General features: G+C 63.6%; 20 protein-coding genes. 5 read left to right on the plus strand and 15 right to left on the minus strand.

Going from position 1 to position 16,855, the window contains the following annotated elements; genetic code table 11:
- Positions 1-373 precede the first annotated feature (373 nt).
- The 5 genes from OCL88_RS10735 (at position 374) to OCL88_RS10755 (ending at position 5,416) form a co-directional block, all read left to right on the plus strand.
- Entirely contained in the window at positions 374-1,618 is a 1,245-nt protein-coding gene (locus tag OCL88_RS10735) for a PucR family transcriptional regulator (RefSeq protein WP_021474396.1), read from the plus strand.
- Positions 1,619-1,706: 88 nt separating this feature from the next.
- Complete coding sequence (locus OCL88_RS10740; protein ID WP_264962489.1) at positions 1,707-2,636, plus strand: ACP S-malonyltransferase; 930 nt, start codon at positions 1,707-1,709, stop codon at positions 2,634-2,636.
- On the plus strand, positions 2,633-3,694 hold the full coding sequence (locus OCL88_RS10745; RefSeq protein ID WP_166185480.1) for a beta-ketoacyl-ACP synthase III: 1,062 nt from the start codon (positions 2,633-2,635) through the stop codon (positions 3,692-3,694). Before OCL88_RS10740 ends, OCL88_RS10745 begins: the two co-directional genes overlap by 4 nt.
- Before the next feature lie 107 nt (positions 3,695-3,801).
- Positions 3,802-4,047 (plus strand): acyl carrier protein, encoded by a 246-nt coding sequence (locus OCL88_RS10750; protein WP_011692310.1) that lies wholly within the window; start codon positions 3,802-3,804, stop codon positions 4,045-4,047.
- Positions 4,048-4,180: 133 nt separating this feature from the next.
- The gene (locus OCL88_RS10755; protein WP_166185483.1) at positions 4,181-5,416 is read left to right on the plus strand and encodes a beta-ketoacyl-[acyl-carrier-protein] synthase family protein; all 1,236 of its coding nucleotides are present in this window, start codon (positions 4,181-4,183) and stop codon (positions 5,414-5,416) included.
- 101 nt (positions 5,417-5,517) lie between these two features.
- On the opposite strand, the gene OCL88_RS10760 is transcribed toward OCL88_RS10755, so the two are convergent.
- The 15 genes from OCL88_RS10760 to OCL88_RS10830 all read right to left on the minus strand — a co-directional run bounded on the left by OCL88_RS10760 (position 5,518) and on the right by OCL88_RS10830 (position 16,739).
- Positions 5,518-6,021, minus strand: coding sequence for a DUF3145 domain-containing protein (locus OCL88_RS10760; protein ID WP_193593522.1), 504 nt, complete (start codon positions 6,019-6,021; stop codon positions 5,518-5,520).
- Positions 6,022-6,311: 290 nt separating this feature from the next.
- Positions 6,312-7,238 (minus strand): tyrosine recombinase XerC, encoded by a 927-nt coding sequence (locus tag OCL88_RS10765; protein WP_166185488.1) that lies wholly within the window; start codon positions 7,236-7,238, stop codon positions 6,312-6,314.
- A 62-nt stretch (positions 7,239-7,300) separates the two neighbouring features.
- Positions 7,301-8,530, minus strand: a complete 1,230-nt coding sequence (gene dprA / locus OCL88_RS10770) for a DNA-processing protein DprA (protein ID WP_264962490.1) — start codon at positions 8,528-8,530, stop codon at positions 7,301-7,303.
- The gene (locus OCL88_RS10775) at positions 8,527-10,068 is read right to left on the minus strand and encodes a YifB family Mg chelatase-like AAA ATPase (RefSeq protein ID WP_264962491.1); all 1,542 of its coding nucleotides are present in this window, start codon (positions 10,066-10,068) and stop codon (positions 8,527-8,529) included. The genes dprA and OCL88_RS10775 overlap by 4 nt, the downstream gene beginning before the upstream one ends.
- Positions 10,068-10,433 (minus strand): YraN family protein, encoded by a 366-nt coding sequence (locus OCL88_RS10780; RefSeq protein ID WP_170828544.1) that lies wholly within the window; start codon positions 10,431-10,433, stop codon positions 10,068-10,070. Before OCL88_RS10780 ends, OCL88_RS10775 begins: the two co-directional genes overlap by 1 nt.
- 107 nt (positions 10,434-10,540) lie before the next feature.
- Positions 10,541-10,876, minus strand: a complete 336-nt coding sequence (locus tag OCL88_RS10785; protein ID WP_021470793.1) for a DUF2469 domain-containing protein — start codon at positions 10,874-10,876, stop codon at positions 10,541-10,543.
- Between the two features lie 66 nt (positions 10,877-10,942).
- Complete coding sequence (locus tag OCL88_RS10790; protein WP_264962492.1) at positions 10,943-11,713, minus strand: ribonuclease HII; 771 nt, start codon at positions 11,711-11,713, stop codon at positions 10,943-10,945.
- Positions 11,714-12,610, minus strand: coding sequence for a signal peptidase I (gene lepB, locus OCL88_RS10795; RefSeq protein WP_264962493.1), 897 nt, complete (start codon positions 12,608-12,610; stop codon positions 11,714-11,716).
- Positions 12,611-13,285, minus strand: coding sequence for a signal peptidase I (gene lepB, locus OCL88_RS10800; RefSeq protein WP_264962494.1), 675 nt, complete (start codon positions 13,283-13,285; stop codon positions 12,611-12,613). It lies immediately after the preceding gene.
- Positions 13,286-13,367: 82 nt separating this feature from the next.
- Complete coding sequence (gene rplS / locus OCL88_RS10805) at positions 13,368-13,721, minus strand: 50S ribosomal protein L19 (RefSeq protein WP_014922079.1); 354 nt, start codon at positions 13,719-13,721, stop codon at positions 13,368-13,370.
- Between the two features lie 265 nt (positions 13,722-13,986).
- Positions 13,987-14,790: a tRNA (guanosine(37)-N1)-methyltransferase TrmD gene (gene trmD, locus OCL88_RS10810; protein ID WP_264962495.1), complete on the minus strand. Its 804-nt coding sequence runs from the start codon at positions 14,788-14,790 to the stop codon at positions 13,987-13,989.
- Complete coding sequence (gene rimM, locus OCL88_RS10815; protein ID WP_264962496.1) at positions 14,787-15,326, minus strand: ribosome maturation factor RimM; 540 nt, start codon at positions 15,324-15,326, stop codon at positions 14,787-14,789. Before rimM ends, trmD begins: the two co-directional genes overlap by 4 nt.
- Before the next feature lie 127 nt (positions 15,327-15,453).
- Positions 15,454-15,696, minus strand: a complete 243-nt coding sequence (locus OCL88_RS10820) for an RNA-binding protein (protein ID WP_021470799.1) — start codon at positions 15,694-15,696, stop codon at positions 15,454-15,456.
- 1 nt (position 15,697) lies between these two features.
- Entirely contained in the window at positions 15,698-16,108 is a 411-nt protein-coding gene (rpsP, locus tag OCL88_RS10825) for a 30S ribosomal protein S16 (protein ID WP_264962497.1), read from the minus strand.
- Positions 16,109-16,298: 190 nt separating this feature from the next.
- The gene (locus OCL88_RS10830; protein ID WP_166183141.1) at positions 16,299-16,739 is read right to left on the minus strand and encodes a hypothetical protein; all 441 of its coding nucleotides are present in this window, start codon (positions 16,737-16,739) and stop codon (positions 16,299-16,301) included.
- Positions 16,740-16,855 lie beyond the last annotated feature (116 nt).

A 16,855-nucleotide genomic window follows, 5' to 3' on the forward strand; every position in this document is an offset into this window, starting at 1 on the left:
CCGCCCGCCGCTACTTCAAAAACGACACCCACTCCATCGTCACCAAAACCCTGCAACTTCTCGCCGCCAAGGGCGAAGTCGCAGAAGACGCCACGGAGAAGGCCATCGCGAAGTACCGGCTGCTTGACGTGAACGCCGGCACCACCGGAGGCGCAGGCGGAGAGGCCTGACCTTTTCGCCAAGGCCCAGGCCAGTCCCCTGACAGGCCAAGCCCGGCATCAATCCGCGCGGCGGCCTCCACCGGAAGGTGGGGGCCGCCGTCGGGCTTTAAGCACGCCGTTTGCAGCGTCACGCGGTGACGTGAGCCGGACCATGCGAAGTTGTAGCCTTCGCACAAATGGAGCTTGGTCTTGATGCACCGTATGCTCATTCCATGGCCGAGCCCACCAAGACCACTACCAAGCGCAAAGCAGCCCCGCCGGCGGTGTCCCCGGAGAAGGCCGAGACCTTGCGCCAGCTCCGCGCAAACGTGGGACAACTGTCCACCAGCACCATGCGACAGCTGGAGAAATCACTGCCGTGGTACAGCCGGTTGAGCTCGGACGAACGCTCCGCGCTGGGACTTGTTGCGCAAAACGGCATCGCGGCTTTTGTGACCTGGTACGAGCGGCCGAGTTCCCCGTCCTGGATCCTGACCGACGTCTTCGGCAATGCCCCTACCGAACTGACTCGCTCCATCAGCCTGCAGAAAGCGCTGCAGCTGATCCGGATAGTGGTGGAGGTAGTGGAGGACCAGGTTCCGGTCATCGCACCGGAGTCCGACCAGCCTTCCCTGCGCGAAGCAGTACTGAGGTACTCCCGCGAGGTGGCTTTCGCTGCAGCCGACGTGTATGCCCGCGCGGCCGAATCCCGCGGCTCGTGGGATACCCGGCTGGAAGCGCTGATCGTGGACGCCATCCTCCGCGGCGAGAACACGGACGCCCTGCGCTCTCGAATCGCGGCCCTGGGCTGGAAAGCCCAGGAACGGTTCACGGTGATGGTGGGCAATTCCCCTTCCGAACCGAGCGCCAGCTACGTCAGCGAACTCCGCCGCACGGCCGGACGTTTCGCGGAGGACGCACTCGTGGGAATCCAAGGCGACCGCTTGATCCTCATTCTCGGCGGAGTCCAGGACCGGGACACCGCCTATGTAAAACTGAGCGAACTCTTTGCGCCCGGCGCGGTGGTGTACGGCCCCGAGGCCAGCTCCCTGCTCGAGGCAAGCAGTTCCGCCCAGGCCGCCTTCGCGGGGCTGACCGCGGCGCGTGCATGGCCGTCCGCTCCCCGGCCGGTCGCGGCCGACGACCTGCTGCCTGAACGTGTTGTTTCCGGGGATGACGCAGCGCGAAGGTCCTTGATCAAGAACATCTACCGCCCCCTGCTGGCCGCCTCGAACGGGCTGGTTGAAACCCTTGGCACCTACCTTGAGCTGGGACATTCGCTGGAAGCCACGGCGCGCGAATTGTTCGTCCATGCCAACACGGTGCGCTACCGTTTGAAGCGTGTTTGCGACGTGACGGGCTGGGATCCCCTACTGCCGAGGGAAGCTTTCGTTCTCCAAACCGCCTTGGTGGTGGGGCGCCTTTCAGCCCAACCGAAGGCCGCTGCCGACCGTCACGCATCGCGTTCGCAGAACTGAACCGTTGTAGACTTCCTACAAACTGACCCAGTGAGCTTGGTGTACCGAAACACCAGTGGATCACGTGGCAATTTGGAAAGCTGGATACGTGCTTGCAATCGTCTGCCCTGGACAGGGCTCCCAGACCCCAGGTTTTCTGGCCCCTTGGCTGGAACTCCCCTCCGTCGAAGGCCAATTGGCCAAGCTGAGCGAGATCGCAGGCATCGACCTCAAAGCCCACGGCACCACCTCTGATGAAGAAACCATCAAGGACACTGCCGTGGCGCAGCCGCTGATTGTGGCCGCGGGCCTCGTCGCCGCCAAATCCTTGTTCGACGTTGAACTCAATACTCTTCCCGTTATTCTTGCGGGGCACTCGGTAGGTGAAATCACCGCTTCCGCGCTTGCGGGCGTCCTCACGGACGAGGAGGCCATGACGTTCGTGCGCGAACGCGCCAACAGCATGGCAGCCGCTGCGGCCGTCACTCCCACGGGCATGAGTGCCGTGGTGGGCGGGGACCCGGCTGACGTCCTCGCAGCCATCGAGGCTTCCGGCGCTACTCCGGCCAACGTCAACGGCGCAGGCCAGACCGTGGCTGCCGGCACCTTCGAGCAGTTGAAGGCCCTTGCGGACAACCCACCGGCCAAGGCCCGCGTCATCCCGCTCAAGGTTGCCGGCGCTTTCCACACCTCCCACATGGCACCGGCAGTGGACGCACTTGAGGCACTCAAGCCCTCGCTTGCGCCCCAGGACCCTACGGTTCCCCTGCTGTCCAACTACGACGGCAAGGAAGTGAAGGCCGGTTCCGCCGTCGTCGACAGCCTGATCGCCCAGGTCTCCCGGCCGGTCCGTTGGGACCTCTGCATGGAGAACCTGGTTGAGCGCGGTGTTACCGGCGTCATCGAACTGGCCCCCGCGGGAACCCTCGCCGGCCTCGCAAAGCGCGGCATGCCCGGCGTCAAGACCGTAGCAGTCAAGACGCCCGAGGACCTGTCTGCCGCCCTTGCCCTGTTTGCCGAACTGGAGGGAGAAGCATGAGCACGCCCGTATTGAAGAAGGCTCCGGTTCACGAAAACAGCCGTATCCTCGGGATCGGCGCCTACCGGCCCGACGTCATCGTCACCAATGACGACGTCTGCCAGTGGATTGATTCTTCGGACGAATGGATCCGCCAGCGCACCGGCATCATCACCCGCCATCGCGCCGCTGCCGATGTCAGCGTGATCGACATGGCCGAGGGGGCCGCCCGCGACGCCCTCCAGCAGGCGGGCATTGAGGCATCCCGGTTGGGCGCCGTCATCGTCTCCACGGTCACCCACCCGTACGCAACGCCGTCGGCGGCTGCTGCACTCACCGACCGTTTAGGCGCGACGCCGGCACCTGCCTTTGACATCTCCGCCGCCTGTGCGGGTTACTGCTACGGGGTTGCCCAGGCGGATGCGCTGGTGCGGTCCGGAGCCGCCGACTACGTCCTGGTGGTTGGTGCCGAGAAACTTTCGGACGTCATCGACAACCACGAACGCACCATCTCGTTCCTCCTCGGCGACGGCGCCGGCGCCGTGGTGGTGGGACCTTCGGACACTCCGGGTATTGGCCCGTCCGTCTGGGGATCGGACGGCAGCAAGTGGAACGCCATCGGCATGACCCACTCGCTGGACGAAGTCAGGAAGCTGGGCGAATCAGCCCGCCACTCGGACGAGATAGACGATCCCGCCATCCTCTCCGCCACCCAGGACGTGTGGCCCACCCTGCGCCAGGACGGCCAGACCGTCTTCCGCTGGGCAGTCTGGGAAATGGCGAAGGTAGCCCAGCAGGCGCTGGATGCCGCCGGCATCGAGGCAAGCGACCTGGCTGCTTTTGTCCCCCACCAGGCGAACATGCGCATCATCGACGAGATGGTCAAGAAGCTGAAGCTGCCCGAGTCGGTGGTCGTTGCACGTGACATCGCCCAAGCAGGCAACACGTCCGCGGCCTCCATCCCCCTGGCCACCCACCGGCTCCTTCAGGAGAACCCGGGCCTGAGCGGAGGCCTGGCGTTGCAGATCGGTTTCGGCGCCGGCTTGGTCTTCGGCGCCCAAGTGATCGTGCTGCCGTAACCGGAGCCGTGTCTCCAGCCAACTGAATACGCAGTCAAAATCCAAACCGTAACCGCGGTTTGCCCCCTTTCCGGCAGCAGCCGGCACAACAAGAAAAGGAGCCAATCATGGCTAGCAACGAAGAAATCCTGGCCGGCCTGGCTGAAATCGTCAACGAAGAGACCGGCCTTGCCACCGAAGCCGTGGAACTGGACAAGTCCTTCACCGAGGACCTGGACATCGACTCCATCTCCATGATGACCATCGTGGTCAACGCCGAAGAGAAGTTCGGCGTGCGCATCCCGGATGAAGAGGTCAAGAACCTCAAGACCGTGGGCGACGCCGTCAGCTTCATCGCAAACGCACAGGCCTAGTCCTGGCACCAGCTGTGCCGGGCGGGGGTTGCTGATCCTGCGCCCGGCACAGCCGCATTACCGCCCAAAGATTTTTTCTGCCGCCCCTGCATGAACTGCAGGCGGGACGGCACATCCGACAGAGAGTGATCGCATGGCACGCAAAGTAGTCATAACCGGTCTGGGGGCCACCACTCCCATCGGCGGCGATGTTCCCACAATGTGGCAGAACGCGCTGAAAGGGGTCTCAGGAGCCCACACCCTCGAAGACGAGTGGGTTTCCAAGTACGACCTCCCCGTGCACTTTGCTGCCAGGTGCTCGACACCCGCACTGGACGTCCTGACGCGCGTTGAAGCCAAGCGCATGGACCCCTCAACCCAGTTCGGCGTCATCGCCGCGCGCGAGGCCTGGGCAGACGCAGGAATCGAAGGAATTGACCACGACCGCCTTGCAGTGGCCTTCGCTACCGGCATCGGCGGCGTCTGGACGCTTCTGGACGCGTGGGACACCCTCAAGGAAAAGGGACCCCGCAGGGTCCTGCCCATGACCGTTCCCATGCTGATGCCGAACGGCGTTGCCGCCGCAGTGAGCCTCGACCTGGGGGCCCGCGCCGGAGCCCACACGCCGGTCTCGGCCTGCGCCTCCGGCACGGAAGCACTCCACCTTGGCTTGGAGCTGATCCGTTCGGGCAAGGCCGATGTAGTCATGTGCGGCGGTGCCGAAGCGGCTATCCACCCGATGCCGTTGGCTGCCTTCTCCTCCATGCAGGCCCTTTCCCGTCGTAACGATGAGCCGGAGCGCGCCTCCAGGCCCTACGACATCGACCGTGACGGCTTTGTGATGGGTGAAGGCGCCGGAGCATTGGTGCTTGAAGCCGAAGAGCACGCGATCGCCCGTGGCGCACGCATCTACGCCGAGTTGGCCGGCACGTCGGTCACGGCAGACGCCTACCACATCACGGCTCCGGACCCTGAGGGCCTCGGAGCTACCCGTGCGCTGAAAGCAGCCATGTTCGATGGCCGCATCCAGGCCGAGGACGTGGTTCACGTCAATGCCCACGCCACATCCACTCCGGTGGGCGACAAGCCGGAGTACACGGCGCTCCGGGCTGCCCTGGGTACCCACGTGGACGACGTCGCGGTTTCGGCCACAAAGTCCCAGATGGGCCACCTCCTGGGTGCATCCGGCGCCGTCGAAGCTGTCCTCACGGTCCTGGCTGTCTACGAACGCAAGGCACCGGTAACCATCAACCTTGAGAACCAGGATCCGGAAATCCCCCTTGACGTCGTGACGTCGGTGCGGGATCTCCCTGCCGGGGACATCGTGGCCTTGAGCAACTCCTTCGGATTCGGCGGACACAACGCAGTCATCGCGGTCCGTAACGTCTAAAGCGGGTCCTTGAAACGGACGCGCAGAACCAGCAGGGCCCCCACCGCGTATGGTGGGGGCCCTGCTGGTTGCTATGGGAAAGTGGTGGAGGCTTGAGGTAGTCAGCCCACCTGGTGCAGCCAGCGAACAGGTGCGCCCTCGCCGGCATGGCGGAACGGTTCGAGCTCTTCGTCCCACGCTTCGCCGAGGGCAAGGGAAAGCTCATGATAGACCGCCGAAGGATCGCCGGCACCGGACTCGTAGGCGTAACGAATGCGGTCTTCGCTGACCATGACGTTACCGTGGACATCCGTGACGGCGTGGAAGATTCCGAGTTCGGGCGTGTGGGACCATCGGGCACCGTCCACCCCGGGACTCGGCTCCTCGGTCACTTCGTACCGCAGGTGTGCCCAGCCCCTGAGCGCAGAGGCCAGTTGGGCACCTGTGCCCGGCTGGCCAACCCACGACAATTCCGCCCGGAACATTCCGGGCGCAGCTGGTTGCGGGGTCCACTCAAGATCGGTTCGCTTGTCCACGACCGATCCAATGGCCCATTCGACGTGCGGGCACAAAGCAGTCGGAGCCGAGTGCACGAACAGGACACCGCGGGTTGTTGCAACAGACATTCCATCCTCCATAGCTGTAGGTACGTCTTCCCCAACGACCTCTGCATGGACGACAACACTGACCTATGCCGTGAACCCTGCGGGATATTCAGTTATTTGAAGACGACCCAATCCCGCTGGTCGCCGCTAATAAGAACCAGTCTTTCACAATGGAATCACTTTGCTCGATTGTGGCACACGAGTTCATTGTGGCAAACAAGGAACCCTCAACTTGAAATTGAAGGTTCCGCGGTGGTGCTTACATTTTGCCGTACACGTCACTTTTCCGCCAGTGCAACATTTGCCGGGCGCTAGGCTCTCGGATGCGCTTGCCGGTAACTGTTGCGCAGTCTTTCCACGGAGACATGTGTGTAGATCTGGGTAGTGGCAAGGCTGCTGTGACCGAGGATCTCCTGCACTGCCCTGAGATCGGCACCGCCGTCCAGCAAGTGGGTGGCCGCGCTGTGGCGCAGGGCGTGCGGACCGGTAGCGGCGGTGTCGCCGAGGGCTTCGAGAAGATTGCCCACGACGCTCCTGACTTGCCGCGGGTCCACGCGCTTGCCGCGCTGCCCCAGGAAAAGCGCGGGACCGCTCAGGGAGACAACCAGGGCCGGGCGTCCGCGTCGCAACCAGTCGTCCAGGGCAACGGCAGCGGGGACCCCGAAAGGAACCGTGCGTTCCTTGTTGCCTTTGCCCAGCACCCGCAAGGTCCGCCGGTCAGGGTCTACATCGTCGACGTCCAGGCCGGTCAGCTCACCCACGCGTATGCCGGTGGCGTAAAGCAACTCCACCATGGCACGGTTCCTCACCGATAGCGGGTCCCCCGCCGCGGCAGCGGCATCGAGTTCATCGACCACCCTGCTGATTTGCCGCTGATGAAGGACCCCGGGCAATGACTTGCTGCGTTTTGGAGCCTGCAAGCGCAGGGCGGGATCACTCTGGATCAGTTCTTCGCGAAGAGCCCACTTCGTGAAGGACCTGGCAGTCGCGGCCCGGCGGGCCAAGGTGGACCGCGCCATGCCCGATTCGCTTTGCGCACCCAGCCAACGGCGGAGCGTTCCAAGGTCCACCGAGCGAAGATCAGTGGTCCCCTCCTGTACCGCGAAGCCAAGAAGGCTCTCAACATCCGACATGTAGGCCCGTACCGTGTGGGCCGACCTGGCCCGCTCCGCTTCCAGATAACGCCTGAAGCCCTCGACCGCTCTACCAAAGTCCGGGGGCAGTGATTGTCCATCCACCTTTCCACTTTGCCACTGTCCGGTGCGGGATCGCTGCAGGACATGGCACTAGCCTCTGACCATCAAGCGTTCCCACTCCGTTTCCACGCACCCCTTTCCGAGGACGCGAGCCCAAGAAGTCCCAAGCGCCCCAAGCCCGCCCGAACTGCATCGGGGCTCAGCCCTGCCACGGTGGCAAGCTTGTCCACGGAGCTGGCTGAGCGCAGCGGCAGCGCATCCAAAAGGATAAGGTCCTCAAGTGACAGCCCGTCCTGCGGCTCCGCCGGAGTCTCTTTGTCGGCAGCCATCCATTCGCCGCTCCTGCCGGACAATTCGGCAACCTCTCCCACGTCGGTGACGCACACCGCTCCGCCGTCCCTCAGGAGCCTGTGGCATCCGGCGGAGTTGGCACTATGGATGGAACCGGGAACGGTAGCGACGATCCTTCCGATGGATTCGGCATGATGGGCGGTGTTCAGGGCCCCCGAACGCCATCTGGCCTCGACCACGACCGTCACGGAAGCCAATGCTGCGATCAGGCGGTTGCGCTGGAGAAACCTGTATCTGGTGGGGGCTGAACCGGGTGGCACCTCAGCGATCAGCGCTCCCTGATGGGTGACAGCCCGCAGCAGATCCTCGTTGCCCGCCGGATAGAAGCGGTCCACTCCGCCGGCCATCACGGCAATGGTCGGCATGTCGGAGGCGCCGCCGCTCAAAGCACCCCGATGCGCATGGGCGTCGATGCCGTAGGCACCACCTGACACAACCGAGTAGCCGCGCTGGGCCAGGCCATGGGCGAAGTCCCCGGCCACAGAAGCACCGTAGCTGGTGCTGTCACGGGAACCCACCACAGCAATGGTCCGCCGGGGCGAAGGAATCGGGCGCTCGGGGCCGCACCACCACAGGCACAACGGTTCCTGAAGTCCCAGGTCCGCCAGCTGTTCAGGCCACAGCTCGTCTCCGGGAATGACCAGTCGCCCACCCAGTCTCCTCATCGTCGCAAGGTCACGCTCGGGCGCCAGATCACGGACGCGCGGTGCCCAGCGTCGTTGGCTTGTGGCCATGCCAGTCCACGTTGGGGTGGTGCCATCCTGCGAGAGGAGTGCCGTAATTTCCCGCTCCACTGAGGCACCTGCTGAGAGCTCTCCGGTAGCGATGCCAAGAGCATCAAGGGCGCCTACAGCCCTCACCAGCGCCAGCCCGACGATGTCCTGCGGTTCCATCAAACGCGACAGCGCCGCCCTGGCGATGCGCTCCTTCTCCTGCATGGTCAGTTCCCCCAACTCCGTTGCTCCCTTCGATGTTCCGTTCATGGCATTGCGTTCGTTTGGCGCAAGCCCAGGGCTTGCCCGACGTGATCCGGTACCGGAGCATCCGCGTGGTCCAAGTCGGCCAAAGTCCATGCCAAACGGAGGACGCGGTCATACCCCCGGGCCGTCAGGATTCCCCGTTCCAGCGCCGTGTCCAGAATCCTGGTGGTCCCTGGCTGAAGGCGCAGTCCGCCGCGCAGCACGCGCCCCGGCACCTGCGCGTTGGTCTCGAAGCCGTACTCCCGGAGGCGGTCCACCTGACGTTGCCTGGCCGCCATGACCCGGAGGGCCACATCGGCTGTGCTCTCCTCGGTACCGCTGTGCCCGAAATCGGACAGCGAGACACGGTCCACCTGCAACTGGATGTCCACCCGGTCCAACAGGGGGCCGGACATCCGGCCGAAGTACCTCCTGCGCATCAACGGCGTACACGTGCAGTCTTTGCCCTTGCCAGAAGCATTGCCACAGGGACAGGGGTTGGCCGCCAAGACCAGCTGAAACCGCGCGGGATAGGCAGCTGTCCCGGCGGAGCGATGAATGACGAGGTCCCCGTTCTCCAACGGTTGGCGAAGGGCATCGAGGACCCTGCGTTCAAACTCGGGTGTTTCGTCAAGGAACAGCACGCCCCTGTGTGCCCGCGAAGCCGCCCCGGGGCGGGGCAGGCCCGATCCGCCGCCGATGATCGCGGCTGCTGTAGCGCTGTGGTGTGGACTTTCGAAGGGCGGCCGCCGAATCAACGTCACGGGTGAAGACCGCACAGCCGCAAGGGAATGGATCGCCGTCACTTCCATGGCAGCTGTGTCCCCCAGGTCCGGAAGAAGGCCCGGGAGACGTTCTGCGAGCATTGTCTTACCGGCCCCCGGCGGTCCGGTCAGCAGCATGTGGTGACCACCGGCCGCTGCGACCTCCAATGCCTGCCGCGCTTCGGATTGGCCGGATACGTCGCTCAGGTCGGGCGGCAGGGCTTCCGTGCAGCCGTCCCCCTCAGCTGCGTCCTCCGCTGGTGGGTCAAAGTCCAAAGCCAGCTCTTTGGGATCCGCGCCAAAATCATAGGCAAGCCGCGCGAGCGTGGTGTACCCGCGGACGTTCGCGCCCGGCACCAACCTGGCCTCTGCTGCGTTTGCTTCGGCCACCACAATGTCCGGGTAGCCCGCATTCACCGCAGCCATGACGGCGGGCAGGATACCCCTCACGGGCCTCAGCCTGCCGTCCAGGCCCAGTTCGGCGATGAACACTGTGCCGCTGGTTGAACTGACGTCCTCGGCAGCCTGGAATGCCGCCATGGCAATAGCAAGGTCAAACCCCGAACCCCGCTTAGGCAGCGATGCGGGGATCAGGTTGGCGGTGATCTTCCGCCTGCTCAAGGGAATCCCGGAGTTCCTGGCAGCAGACCGGATCCGTTCCTTGGCCTCATTCAACGCAGCGTCCGGAAGACCCAGGATCACAAAGGCGGGGAGCGTTTGACCGATATCGGCTTCGACCTCCACGATGTAGCCGTTCAGCCCCACGAGGGCCACTCCGTAGCTGCGCCCGACAGCCATCAGCACACATCCCGGAGGTGTTCGACGTGCGGCGACCCCACGCCGTCGTGGATAACTCCCACGACGTCCACGCGGCGGCGCGACGGGTTCACCCCGCGTTCCCTGCACCATGAGGATGTCAGCCGATGAAGCCGGGCCAGCTTCTCCGGTCCCACTGCTTCAAAGGGGTGGCCGAAGGCCACGTTTCGCCTGGTCTTCACCTCGGCGATGACCAGGGTGTCACCGTCAAGGGCGACGATGTCTATTTCGCCTTCCCCGCACCGCCAATTGCGATCGACAACCTGCATTCCCTGGCCTTCAAGAAATGCAGCGGCCACGCTTTCGCCTTCGCGGCCAAGAACGTCCTTTGCTCGCATGAGCACCACCTCCGCCACCAAGCCTTCCGGCTGGCGGCCACTGAGGGCAGCTCATGATGCGTCTATGTGGACAATCCATTCACACGGGACGCTGTGGAGGAAAAGTGGAGCGGGAGCTAGTTGCCGAGATCCCCCAGGTCGCCATCCTTGGGCAGCGCCAGGTCCTCGTTGCGGGGAAGTTCCTCCACATTCACGTCCTTGAACGTGATCACGCGGACGTTCTTGACGAAGCGCGCCGAACGGTAGACGTCCCAAACCCAGGCATCCTGGAGGGTCAGGTCGAAGTAGACTTCACCATCGGCGCTCCGGGCCTGCAGGTCCACGTGATTGGCCAGGTAGAAACGCCGTTCCGTTTCAACCACGTAGCTGAACAGCCCGACCACATCCCGGTACTCGCGGTACAGCTGCAGCTCCATGTCGGTTTCGTAGTTCTCAAGGTCTTCGGCGCTCATAGTTCCATCTTGCACCATTGGCCTGATCCACAAAGCCAGGAGCGTCGGGCGGCACTCCGCGGCTCGTCAGGAGACCTCCGGGCCCGTCAGATGCCAGCTTGTCCGGTGGTACGCGCTTGGGCCCTGGGTCCGGATAACCTCACGGTGCGCGGGAGTGGCGTAGCCCTTGTTTTCGTTCCATCCGTAGGCCGGAACTTCGGCGTGCAAATCAATCATGATGCGGTCCCTGGCGACTTTAGCCAAGACACTGGCTGCGGCCACGCTCAAGCAGCTCATATCCGCCTTGATACGGGTGTGGACCGGAGCCTCACAGCCGGGCCCCTCCGGTGCCGCATCGAACAGCGAAGCCTGCACTTCAGGAGAAAGCCAATTGTGGCTGCCATCCAACAACACCACATCCGGAGTGATGCCTCCGGCGAGGATTTCGCACCATGCCCGGGTGCCGGCAAGGCGAAGGGCGGCGATGATCCCGATCGAGTCGATTTCCTGCGACGATGCGTGCCCCACCGCGCTGGCAACAGCCCACTCCCTGACCAAGGGCTCCAACCTGTCCCTGTCCTCGGGCTTGAGGAGCTTGCTGTCCCGGACGTCGGCCAGCAGCGGATGATCCTCAAGGTTCACCACGGCAATTCCCACAGTCACCGGACCTGCCAGCGCACCCCGGCCTACCTCGTCAACGCCGGCGAGGAGCCGGGCACCGGAGGCCAGGAAGGTGCGTTCGACGTCCAGAGTGGGAAATTGCACAACTTGCTTCGCCTTGGCCTTCAGGCCGCCTTTGGGTCTTGCCTTTGCCTTGGCCGGGGCCGTGCCTTTGGTTCGGTTTGGTGCCGTTGCCATCTACTTACCTGTTGTGCCGGCGGGTACATTCTTGAAAACGTCGGAGTGGCTGTCCAGGACGCTCCACCTGCTGATGGGCCACGCGATGACTTCCGCTTTGCCCTCCACGTCCTCAATATTGATGAAGCCACCGTTGGCCTCCTGATGCAAGCGTGAGTCCGCCGAGTGGTTCCTGTTATCCCCCATCACCCAGACCTTGCCCTCGGGAACAACCACGTCGAAGGTGTCCGGGGTGGGCACTTCTGCGGGATTGATGTAGGTCTCGTCCAAGGGAACGCCGTTGATGCTCACCCGTCCCCCGGCGTCGCAGCACGTCACATGGTCTCCGGGCAATCCGATAACACGCTTGACCAGGTGTTGTTCGCTGTCATCGGCCATGAGGCCAACGAACTCAAGGGTGTCCCCGACCCAGTCCATGGGGCCCGCCGGCTTCTTCTCGATCGGCGTCAACCACCCTTGGGAGTCCTTGAAGACCACCACGTCCCCGCGGGCCACATCGAAGGGCCCCGGTACCAGCAGGTTGATGAAGATCCGGTCGTTGACGTCCAAGGTAGCTTCCATCGACTCGGACGGAATCCAGAATGCACGGAACAGGAAGGTCTTCAGGAGGAAGGACAGCACCAGCGCGATGGCCACCACCGTGACGATTTCCTTGAGCCACACAATCGCCACGTTCTGCGTGCGTTTGCCTGCCCGTGCGTTACGCGAAGCCCGGGTATCGTCGGCACCTGCGGTACCCGTTTCCCGTTCAGTGGCACCTGCGGTGCCCGTTTCCCGTTCAGTGGCACCTGCGGTGCCCGTTTCCCGTTCAGTGGCACCGTCGGTGCCGGGGGTTCCATCCAAGAGCCGCGCGTCGTCGTCGTGCCTCTCGGGATTTTCTGGAACTCTGTCCGGCATTTAGTATCCGTTCTTCGTCGGGGTGGCCTGCGGGTAGCGAGGCATCTCTGCAAATCTATCAAGTGGCCAGATAATCCGGACCGGCTTACCGATAACCCGGTCGATCGGAACCATACCGCCACCTGGCGCCCCCAGCAGCGCCCGGGAATCGGCGGAACGGGAGCGGTGGTCGCCCATCAGCCACAAGCGCCCCTCGGGCACAACGACGTCGAAGTTTTGCTTACTTGGCTCGTCGCCCGGAAAGAGGTAGGGCTCCTCAACGGCCTGGCCGTTGACCGTCACGCGTCCGGCGTCATCGCAGCACTGCACGTGGTCACCGGGAATACCCAGGACCCGCTTCACATAGGTGGTATCGCTGCCTACCAGGCCGAACCACTGCCCGGCGGCGTTGACGGCGTCCACCATGGGACCCTTTCCACTGCTGAGCGGCGCAAAGGAACCGCGGCCGTCGAAAACCACGACGTCGCCCCGGGCAATGGGTTCATCGCTGAAGGCCGTCCTGGATACAAGGATCCTGTCGCCTGTTTCCAGGAGCGGTTCCATGGATTCGGACGGGATGTAATAGACATCGATCCACAGCGACCGGACCAGGCCGCTGATGGCCACGGCGAGCACCAGCGCCAGCAACGCAAAACGCCAGCCCTGTTTCCGGGGCTGGCGTTCTGCTGTGTCCATGACTCGTATCCTGTGTTGCGTTGCGGATTGCTCCGGAACCCTCCGGGCACGAATCCTGGACCCGTTGCGTAAGTTGGTGGACTTACTTGGCGAAGTCGCGCTTTTCCTTGATCTTCGCAGCCTTACCGCGCAGTGCGCGCATGTAGTAAAGCTTGGCGCGGCGGACGTCACCCTTGGTGACGACCTCGATCTTGTCGATGATCGGGGAGTGTACCGGGAAGGTACGCTCTACGCCGACACCGAAGGAAACCTTGCGTACGGTGAAGGTTTCGCGAACGCCGTCACCCTGGCGGCCCAGGACGAAGCCCTGGAATACCTGGACACGGGAGTTCTTGCCTTCGATGATGTTGACGTGAACCTTGAGGGTGTCGCCCGCGCGGAACTCCGGAACATCGTTACGCAGCGAGGCTGCATCTACGCTATCGAGGATATGCATTAATCCACTCCTGGTGAACGCCACAGGTCATTCACTTTGGGTCACGGCGGACAAGCCCGGGGCATTGAGGCCCACGGAAATTTCCGCCGAAGATTCTTTGTGAACGGTGCCGCCGCTGATTGGCGCCACCGTTTGTCCGACTGTTGGCTGAACTCCCCCTGTGGCAGGTGGCAGCCCAGTAGACACAAGGGTTAATTCTGCCATAAGCGGCACCAACGAGCCAATCACGCCGGTCAGCCCGACGGTGGTCAGCGCCCGACGGCGATCAGGACCTTTCGTCAGGGACGGCAGCAGGGCGGGGGCTCAGGCGCCCGTCAACGACGTCGTAGCCCAGGTCAGCCAGTGCGGTTCGGTCTGCGCGGCTCAGTCCGGCGGCGTCAAAACCGGCAAGGAGGTCCGGCCGGCGTTCCGCTGTGCGGCGGAACTGCTGGTGCTTGCGCCACTGTGCGATCTTGCCGTGGTTGCCGCTGAGAAGGACCTCCGGCACGTCATGCTCCCGCCATGATGAAGGCTTGGTGTAGACCGGGTATTCCAGCAGCCCATCGGAGTGGGACTCCTCAACCAGGGACTCCGGGTTGCCCACGACACCGGGCAACAAACGGCCGATTGCTTCCACCATCGCCAGCACCGCCACTTCGCCACCGTTCAGGACGTAGTCCCCCAGGCTGACAGGGCGCACCGTGAAATGTTCATGCGCCCAGTCGATAACCCGTTCATCAATGCCTTCGTAGCGACCGCACGCGAAAACGAGGTGCTCCTCCTCGGCGAGCTCGTAGGCGAGTGCTTGGTTGAAACGCTCTCCGGCCGGAGATGGCACAAGCAGGACCGGCTTCTTCTGCGTGTCCGGGGCCACGGCCTCAAGCGCCAGGGCCCACGGCTCGGGCTTCATGACCATGCCCGCACCGCCGCCGTAAGGGGTGTCGTCCACTGTCCGGTGCTTGTCGGAGGTGAAAGTCCGGAGGTCGTGGACATTCAGTTCCAGGATCCCGTCCTGGCGGGCCTTGCCAATGAGCGAGAGTTCCAGGGGCGCGAGGTACTCCGGGAAGATGCTGACGACGTCGATCCTCATTCAGCGGACCCCTCGGCGGGCTCGGCGTCGTCGTTGATCTCGAAGAGCCCTGCTGGCGGGGTGATGAGGATGTAGCCAGCCTCGATGTTGACTTCGGGGACGATCTCGTCCACGAACGGAATGAGGATTTCCTTGCCGTCTCCGGTTTCGACCACGAGCAGGTCCTGTGCCGGCATCGTGTTGAGCGCCGCGACCTTCCCAACTACCTGGGAGCCGACCCTGGCCTGGAGGCCCAGCAGTTCGTGCTCATACCAGCCTTCGTCGTCATCGTCATCAAGGTCTTCGGTTTCGATGAAGAGCTTGGCTCCGCGGATCAGTTCCGCTGCGTTGCGGTCTGCCACTTCCTCGAATCCGAGCAAGAGGATGTCTTTGTTCCAGCGGGCGCTGCGGACGGTCAACGGTCCGGAGGAGGCCGGCTCCACTACGAACTCTGTTCCCGCGACGAACCGCTCAGCGGGAGCGTCGGTCAGTACCTGGACCGTGACCTCGCCGCGGATGCCGTGGGGTTTGCCGATCCGGGCCACCTGGAGCTGCATGGGTTCCTCTGAATTCTGGTTTCATCCGCGGGCCGTGACCGCGGAGGTGTCTGGTTGATAAAGCAATCCGGCCCCTCCACCATATTCGGTGGAGGGGCCGGACCAAAGGCAAATAATGCTGAGCGCGTTACCGGCGGCGGTCGGTGTCGACGACGTCAACCCTGACCTGATCGCCACCGGCCAAAGCCGCAACCACCGTGCGCAGTGCGCGTGCGGTGCGTCCTTGGCGACCGATTACCCGGCCGAGATCGTCCTGGTGAACACGCACCTCGAGGGATTCCCCGCGACGGTTGTTCTTGGCACTGACCTTGACATCGTCCGGACTGTCAACAATCCCACGGACCAGGTGTTCGAGCGCTTCTGCCAGCAACTTACTCAGCCTCGGTGGTCTCTGCTTCAGCCTCGGCGGCTTCTTCCTTCTTGGCCTTCTTGGTGATGGCTTCCGGAATGATGACGGAACCCTTCTCCGGAGCCACGAAAGCTTCCTTCGGAGCCTTGGTCTTCAGGGTGCCTTCCTGGCCAGGCAGGCCCTTGAACTTCTGCCAGTCACCGGTGATCTTGAGGATCGCGGCAACCTGCTCGGTCGGCTGGGCGCCAACGGACAGCCAGTACTGGGCACGCTCGGAAGCGACCTCGATGTACGACGGCTCTTCGGTGGGGTGGTACTTGCCGATTTCTTCGATGGCACGGCCGTCGCGCTTGGCGCGGGCATCCATGACGACAATGCGGTAGTACGGTGCGCGCATCTTACCGAAGCGCTTAAGGCGAATCTTTACGGCCACTTTTGTGGTCACTCCTGTTTCTGAAACGAGGGTGAACCCGACGTTCTGCACCCGTGGGGCGGGCCATACTAGGGGGTTCGAAGGACAAGATACGAGCACGGAGAGAGGGGCCGCACCGATCGAGTACCTGTCCATTGTGCCAGATGACAGGAGTATTTACGACTTCGCCCCGCGCACCTGCCTGCGAGGTTCAGGAAATTGACCACACATACAGGCCGGCGCGGTCGATTTTTTCGACATCGCTGGCAAGTGCAGCCAACTGCTGGACGTACCCGCGGGATTCCGCAGCTCCGAACGGCATGTCCTCCTGGGCGGCCCAGGCCTCTGCGACGTCGTCCAGCACGTTCCCGTCACCTTCGCTCTGGTAGGTCAGCAGCTCGGCAAGGGCCCGCACCATTGCTTCCGGAACCCCCAGCAGCGAATCGCTGGTGACGTCCACCAAGGCGAGTTCATAATCAGCGCCGGAGGCATGCACTGCCTGCCCTGCAAGATCACCGAGCTGCTCCACCTCAAAATCGGTGATGCCTTCGATGCGCACAGCAGAACCGGCCACATCGGCACCGCGCTCGAGTGCAGCTGCCCGCTTGAGGGCTTCATCGTGGGTGGCTACAAAGATTTCGGCAAAGCCCATGGAACGTACTCATTTCCTTCGTGCTGACATGCCCCGCCCAACCGCGGGAGGCTGCGCAGGACATGGAACCGGCGCCGCCATCGCCTAGCCTAATGCAGCCACCCGCCGGCGGATGC

It is taken from the genome of Paenarthrobacter sp. PAE-2 (assembly GCF_026013155.1).
GTDB lineage: Bacteria > Actinomycetota > Actinomycetes > Actinomycetales > Micrococcaceae > Arthrobacter > Arthrobacter ureafaciens.

Bases quoted from the DNA above. Each gene is read 5' to 3' on its own strand.
- OCL88_RS10735 (WP_021474396.1), top strand. From the start codon at position 374: ATGGCCGAGCCCACCAAGACCACTACCAAGCGCAAAGCAGCCCCGCCG.
- OCL88_RS10745 (WP_166185480.1), top strand. From the start codon at position 2,633: ATGAGCACGCCCGTATTGAAGAAGGCTCCGGTTCACGAAAACAGCCGT.
- OCL88_RS10750 (WP_011692310.1), top strand. From the start codon at position 3,802: ATGGCTAGCAACGAAGAAATCCTGGCCGGCCTGGCTGAAATCGTCAAC.
- OCL88_RS10755 (WP_166185483.1), top strand. From the start codon at position 4,181: ATGGCACGCAAAGTAGTCATAACCGGTCTGGGGGCCACCACTCCCATC.
- OCL88_RS10760 (WP_193593522.1), bottom strand. From the start codon at position 6,021: ATGTCTGTTGCAACAACCCGCGGTGTCCTGTTCGTGCACTCGGCTCCG.
- dprA (WP_264962490.1), bottom strand. From the start codon at position 8,530: ATGAACGGAACATCGAAGGGAGCAACGGAGTTGGGGGAACTGACCATG.
- OCL88_RS10775 (WP_264962491.1), bottom strand. From the start codon at position 10,068: ATGGCTGTCGGGCGCAGCTACGGAGTGGCCCTCGTGGGGCTGAACGGC.
- OCL88_RS10785 (WP_021470793.1), bottom strand. From the start codon at position 10,876: ATGAGCGCCGAAGACCTTGAGAACTACGAAACCGACATGGAGCTGCAG.
- OCL88_RS10790 (WP_264962492.1), bottom strand. From the start codon at position 11,713: ATGGCAACGGCACCAAACCGAACCAAAGGCACGGCCCCGGCCAAGGCA.
- lepB (WP_264962493.1), bottom strand. From the start codon at position 12,610: ATGCCGGACAGAGTTCCAGAAAATCCCGAGAGGCACGACGACGACGCG.
- lepB (WP_264962494.1), bottom strand. From the start codon at position 13,285: ATGGACACAGCAGAACGCCAGCCCCGGAAACAGGGCTGGCGTTTTGCG.
- rplS (WP_014922079.1), bottom strand. From the start codon at position 13,721: ATGCATATCCTCGATAGCGTAGATGCAGCCTCGCTGCGTAACGATGTT.
- trmD (WP_264962495.1), bottom strand. From the start codon at position 14,790: ATGAGGATCGACGTCGTCAGCATCTTCCCGGAGTACCTCGCGCCCCTG.
- rimM (WP_264962496.1), bottom strand. From the start codon at position 15,326: ATGCAGCTCCAGGTGGCCCGGATCGGCAAACCCCACGGCATCCGCGGC.
- OCL88_RS10830 (WP_166183141.1), bottom strand. From the start codon at position 16,739: ATGGGCTTTGCCGAAATCTTTGTAGCCACCCACGATGAAGCCCTCAAG.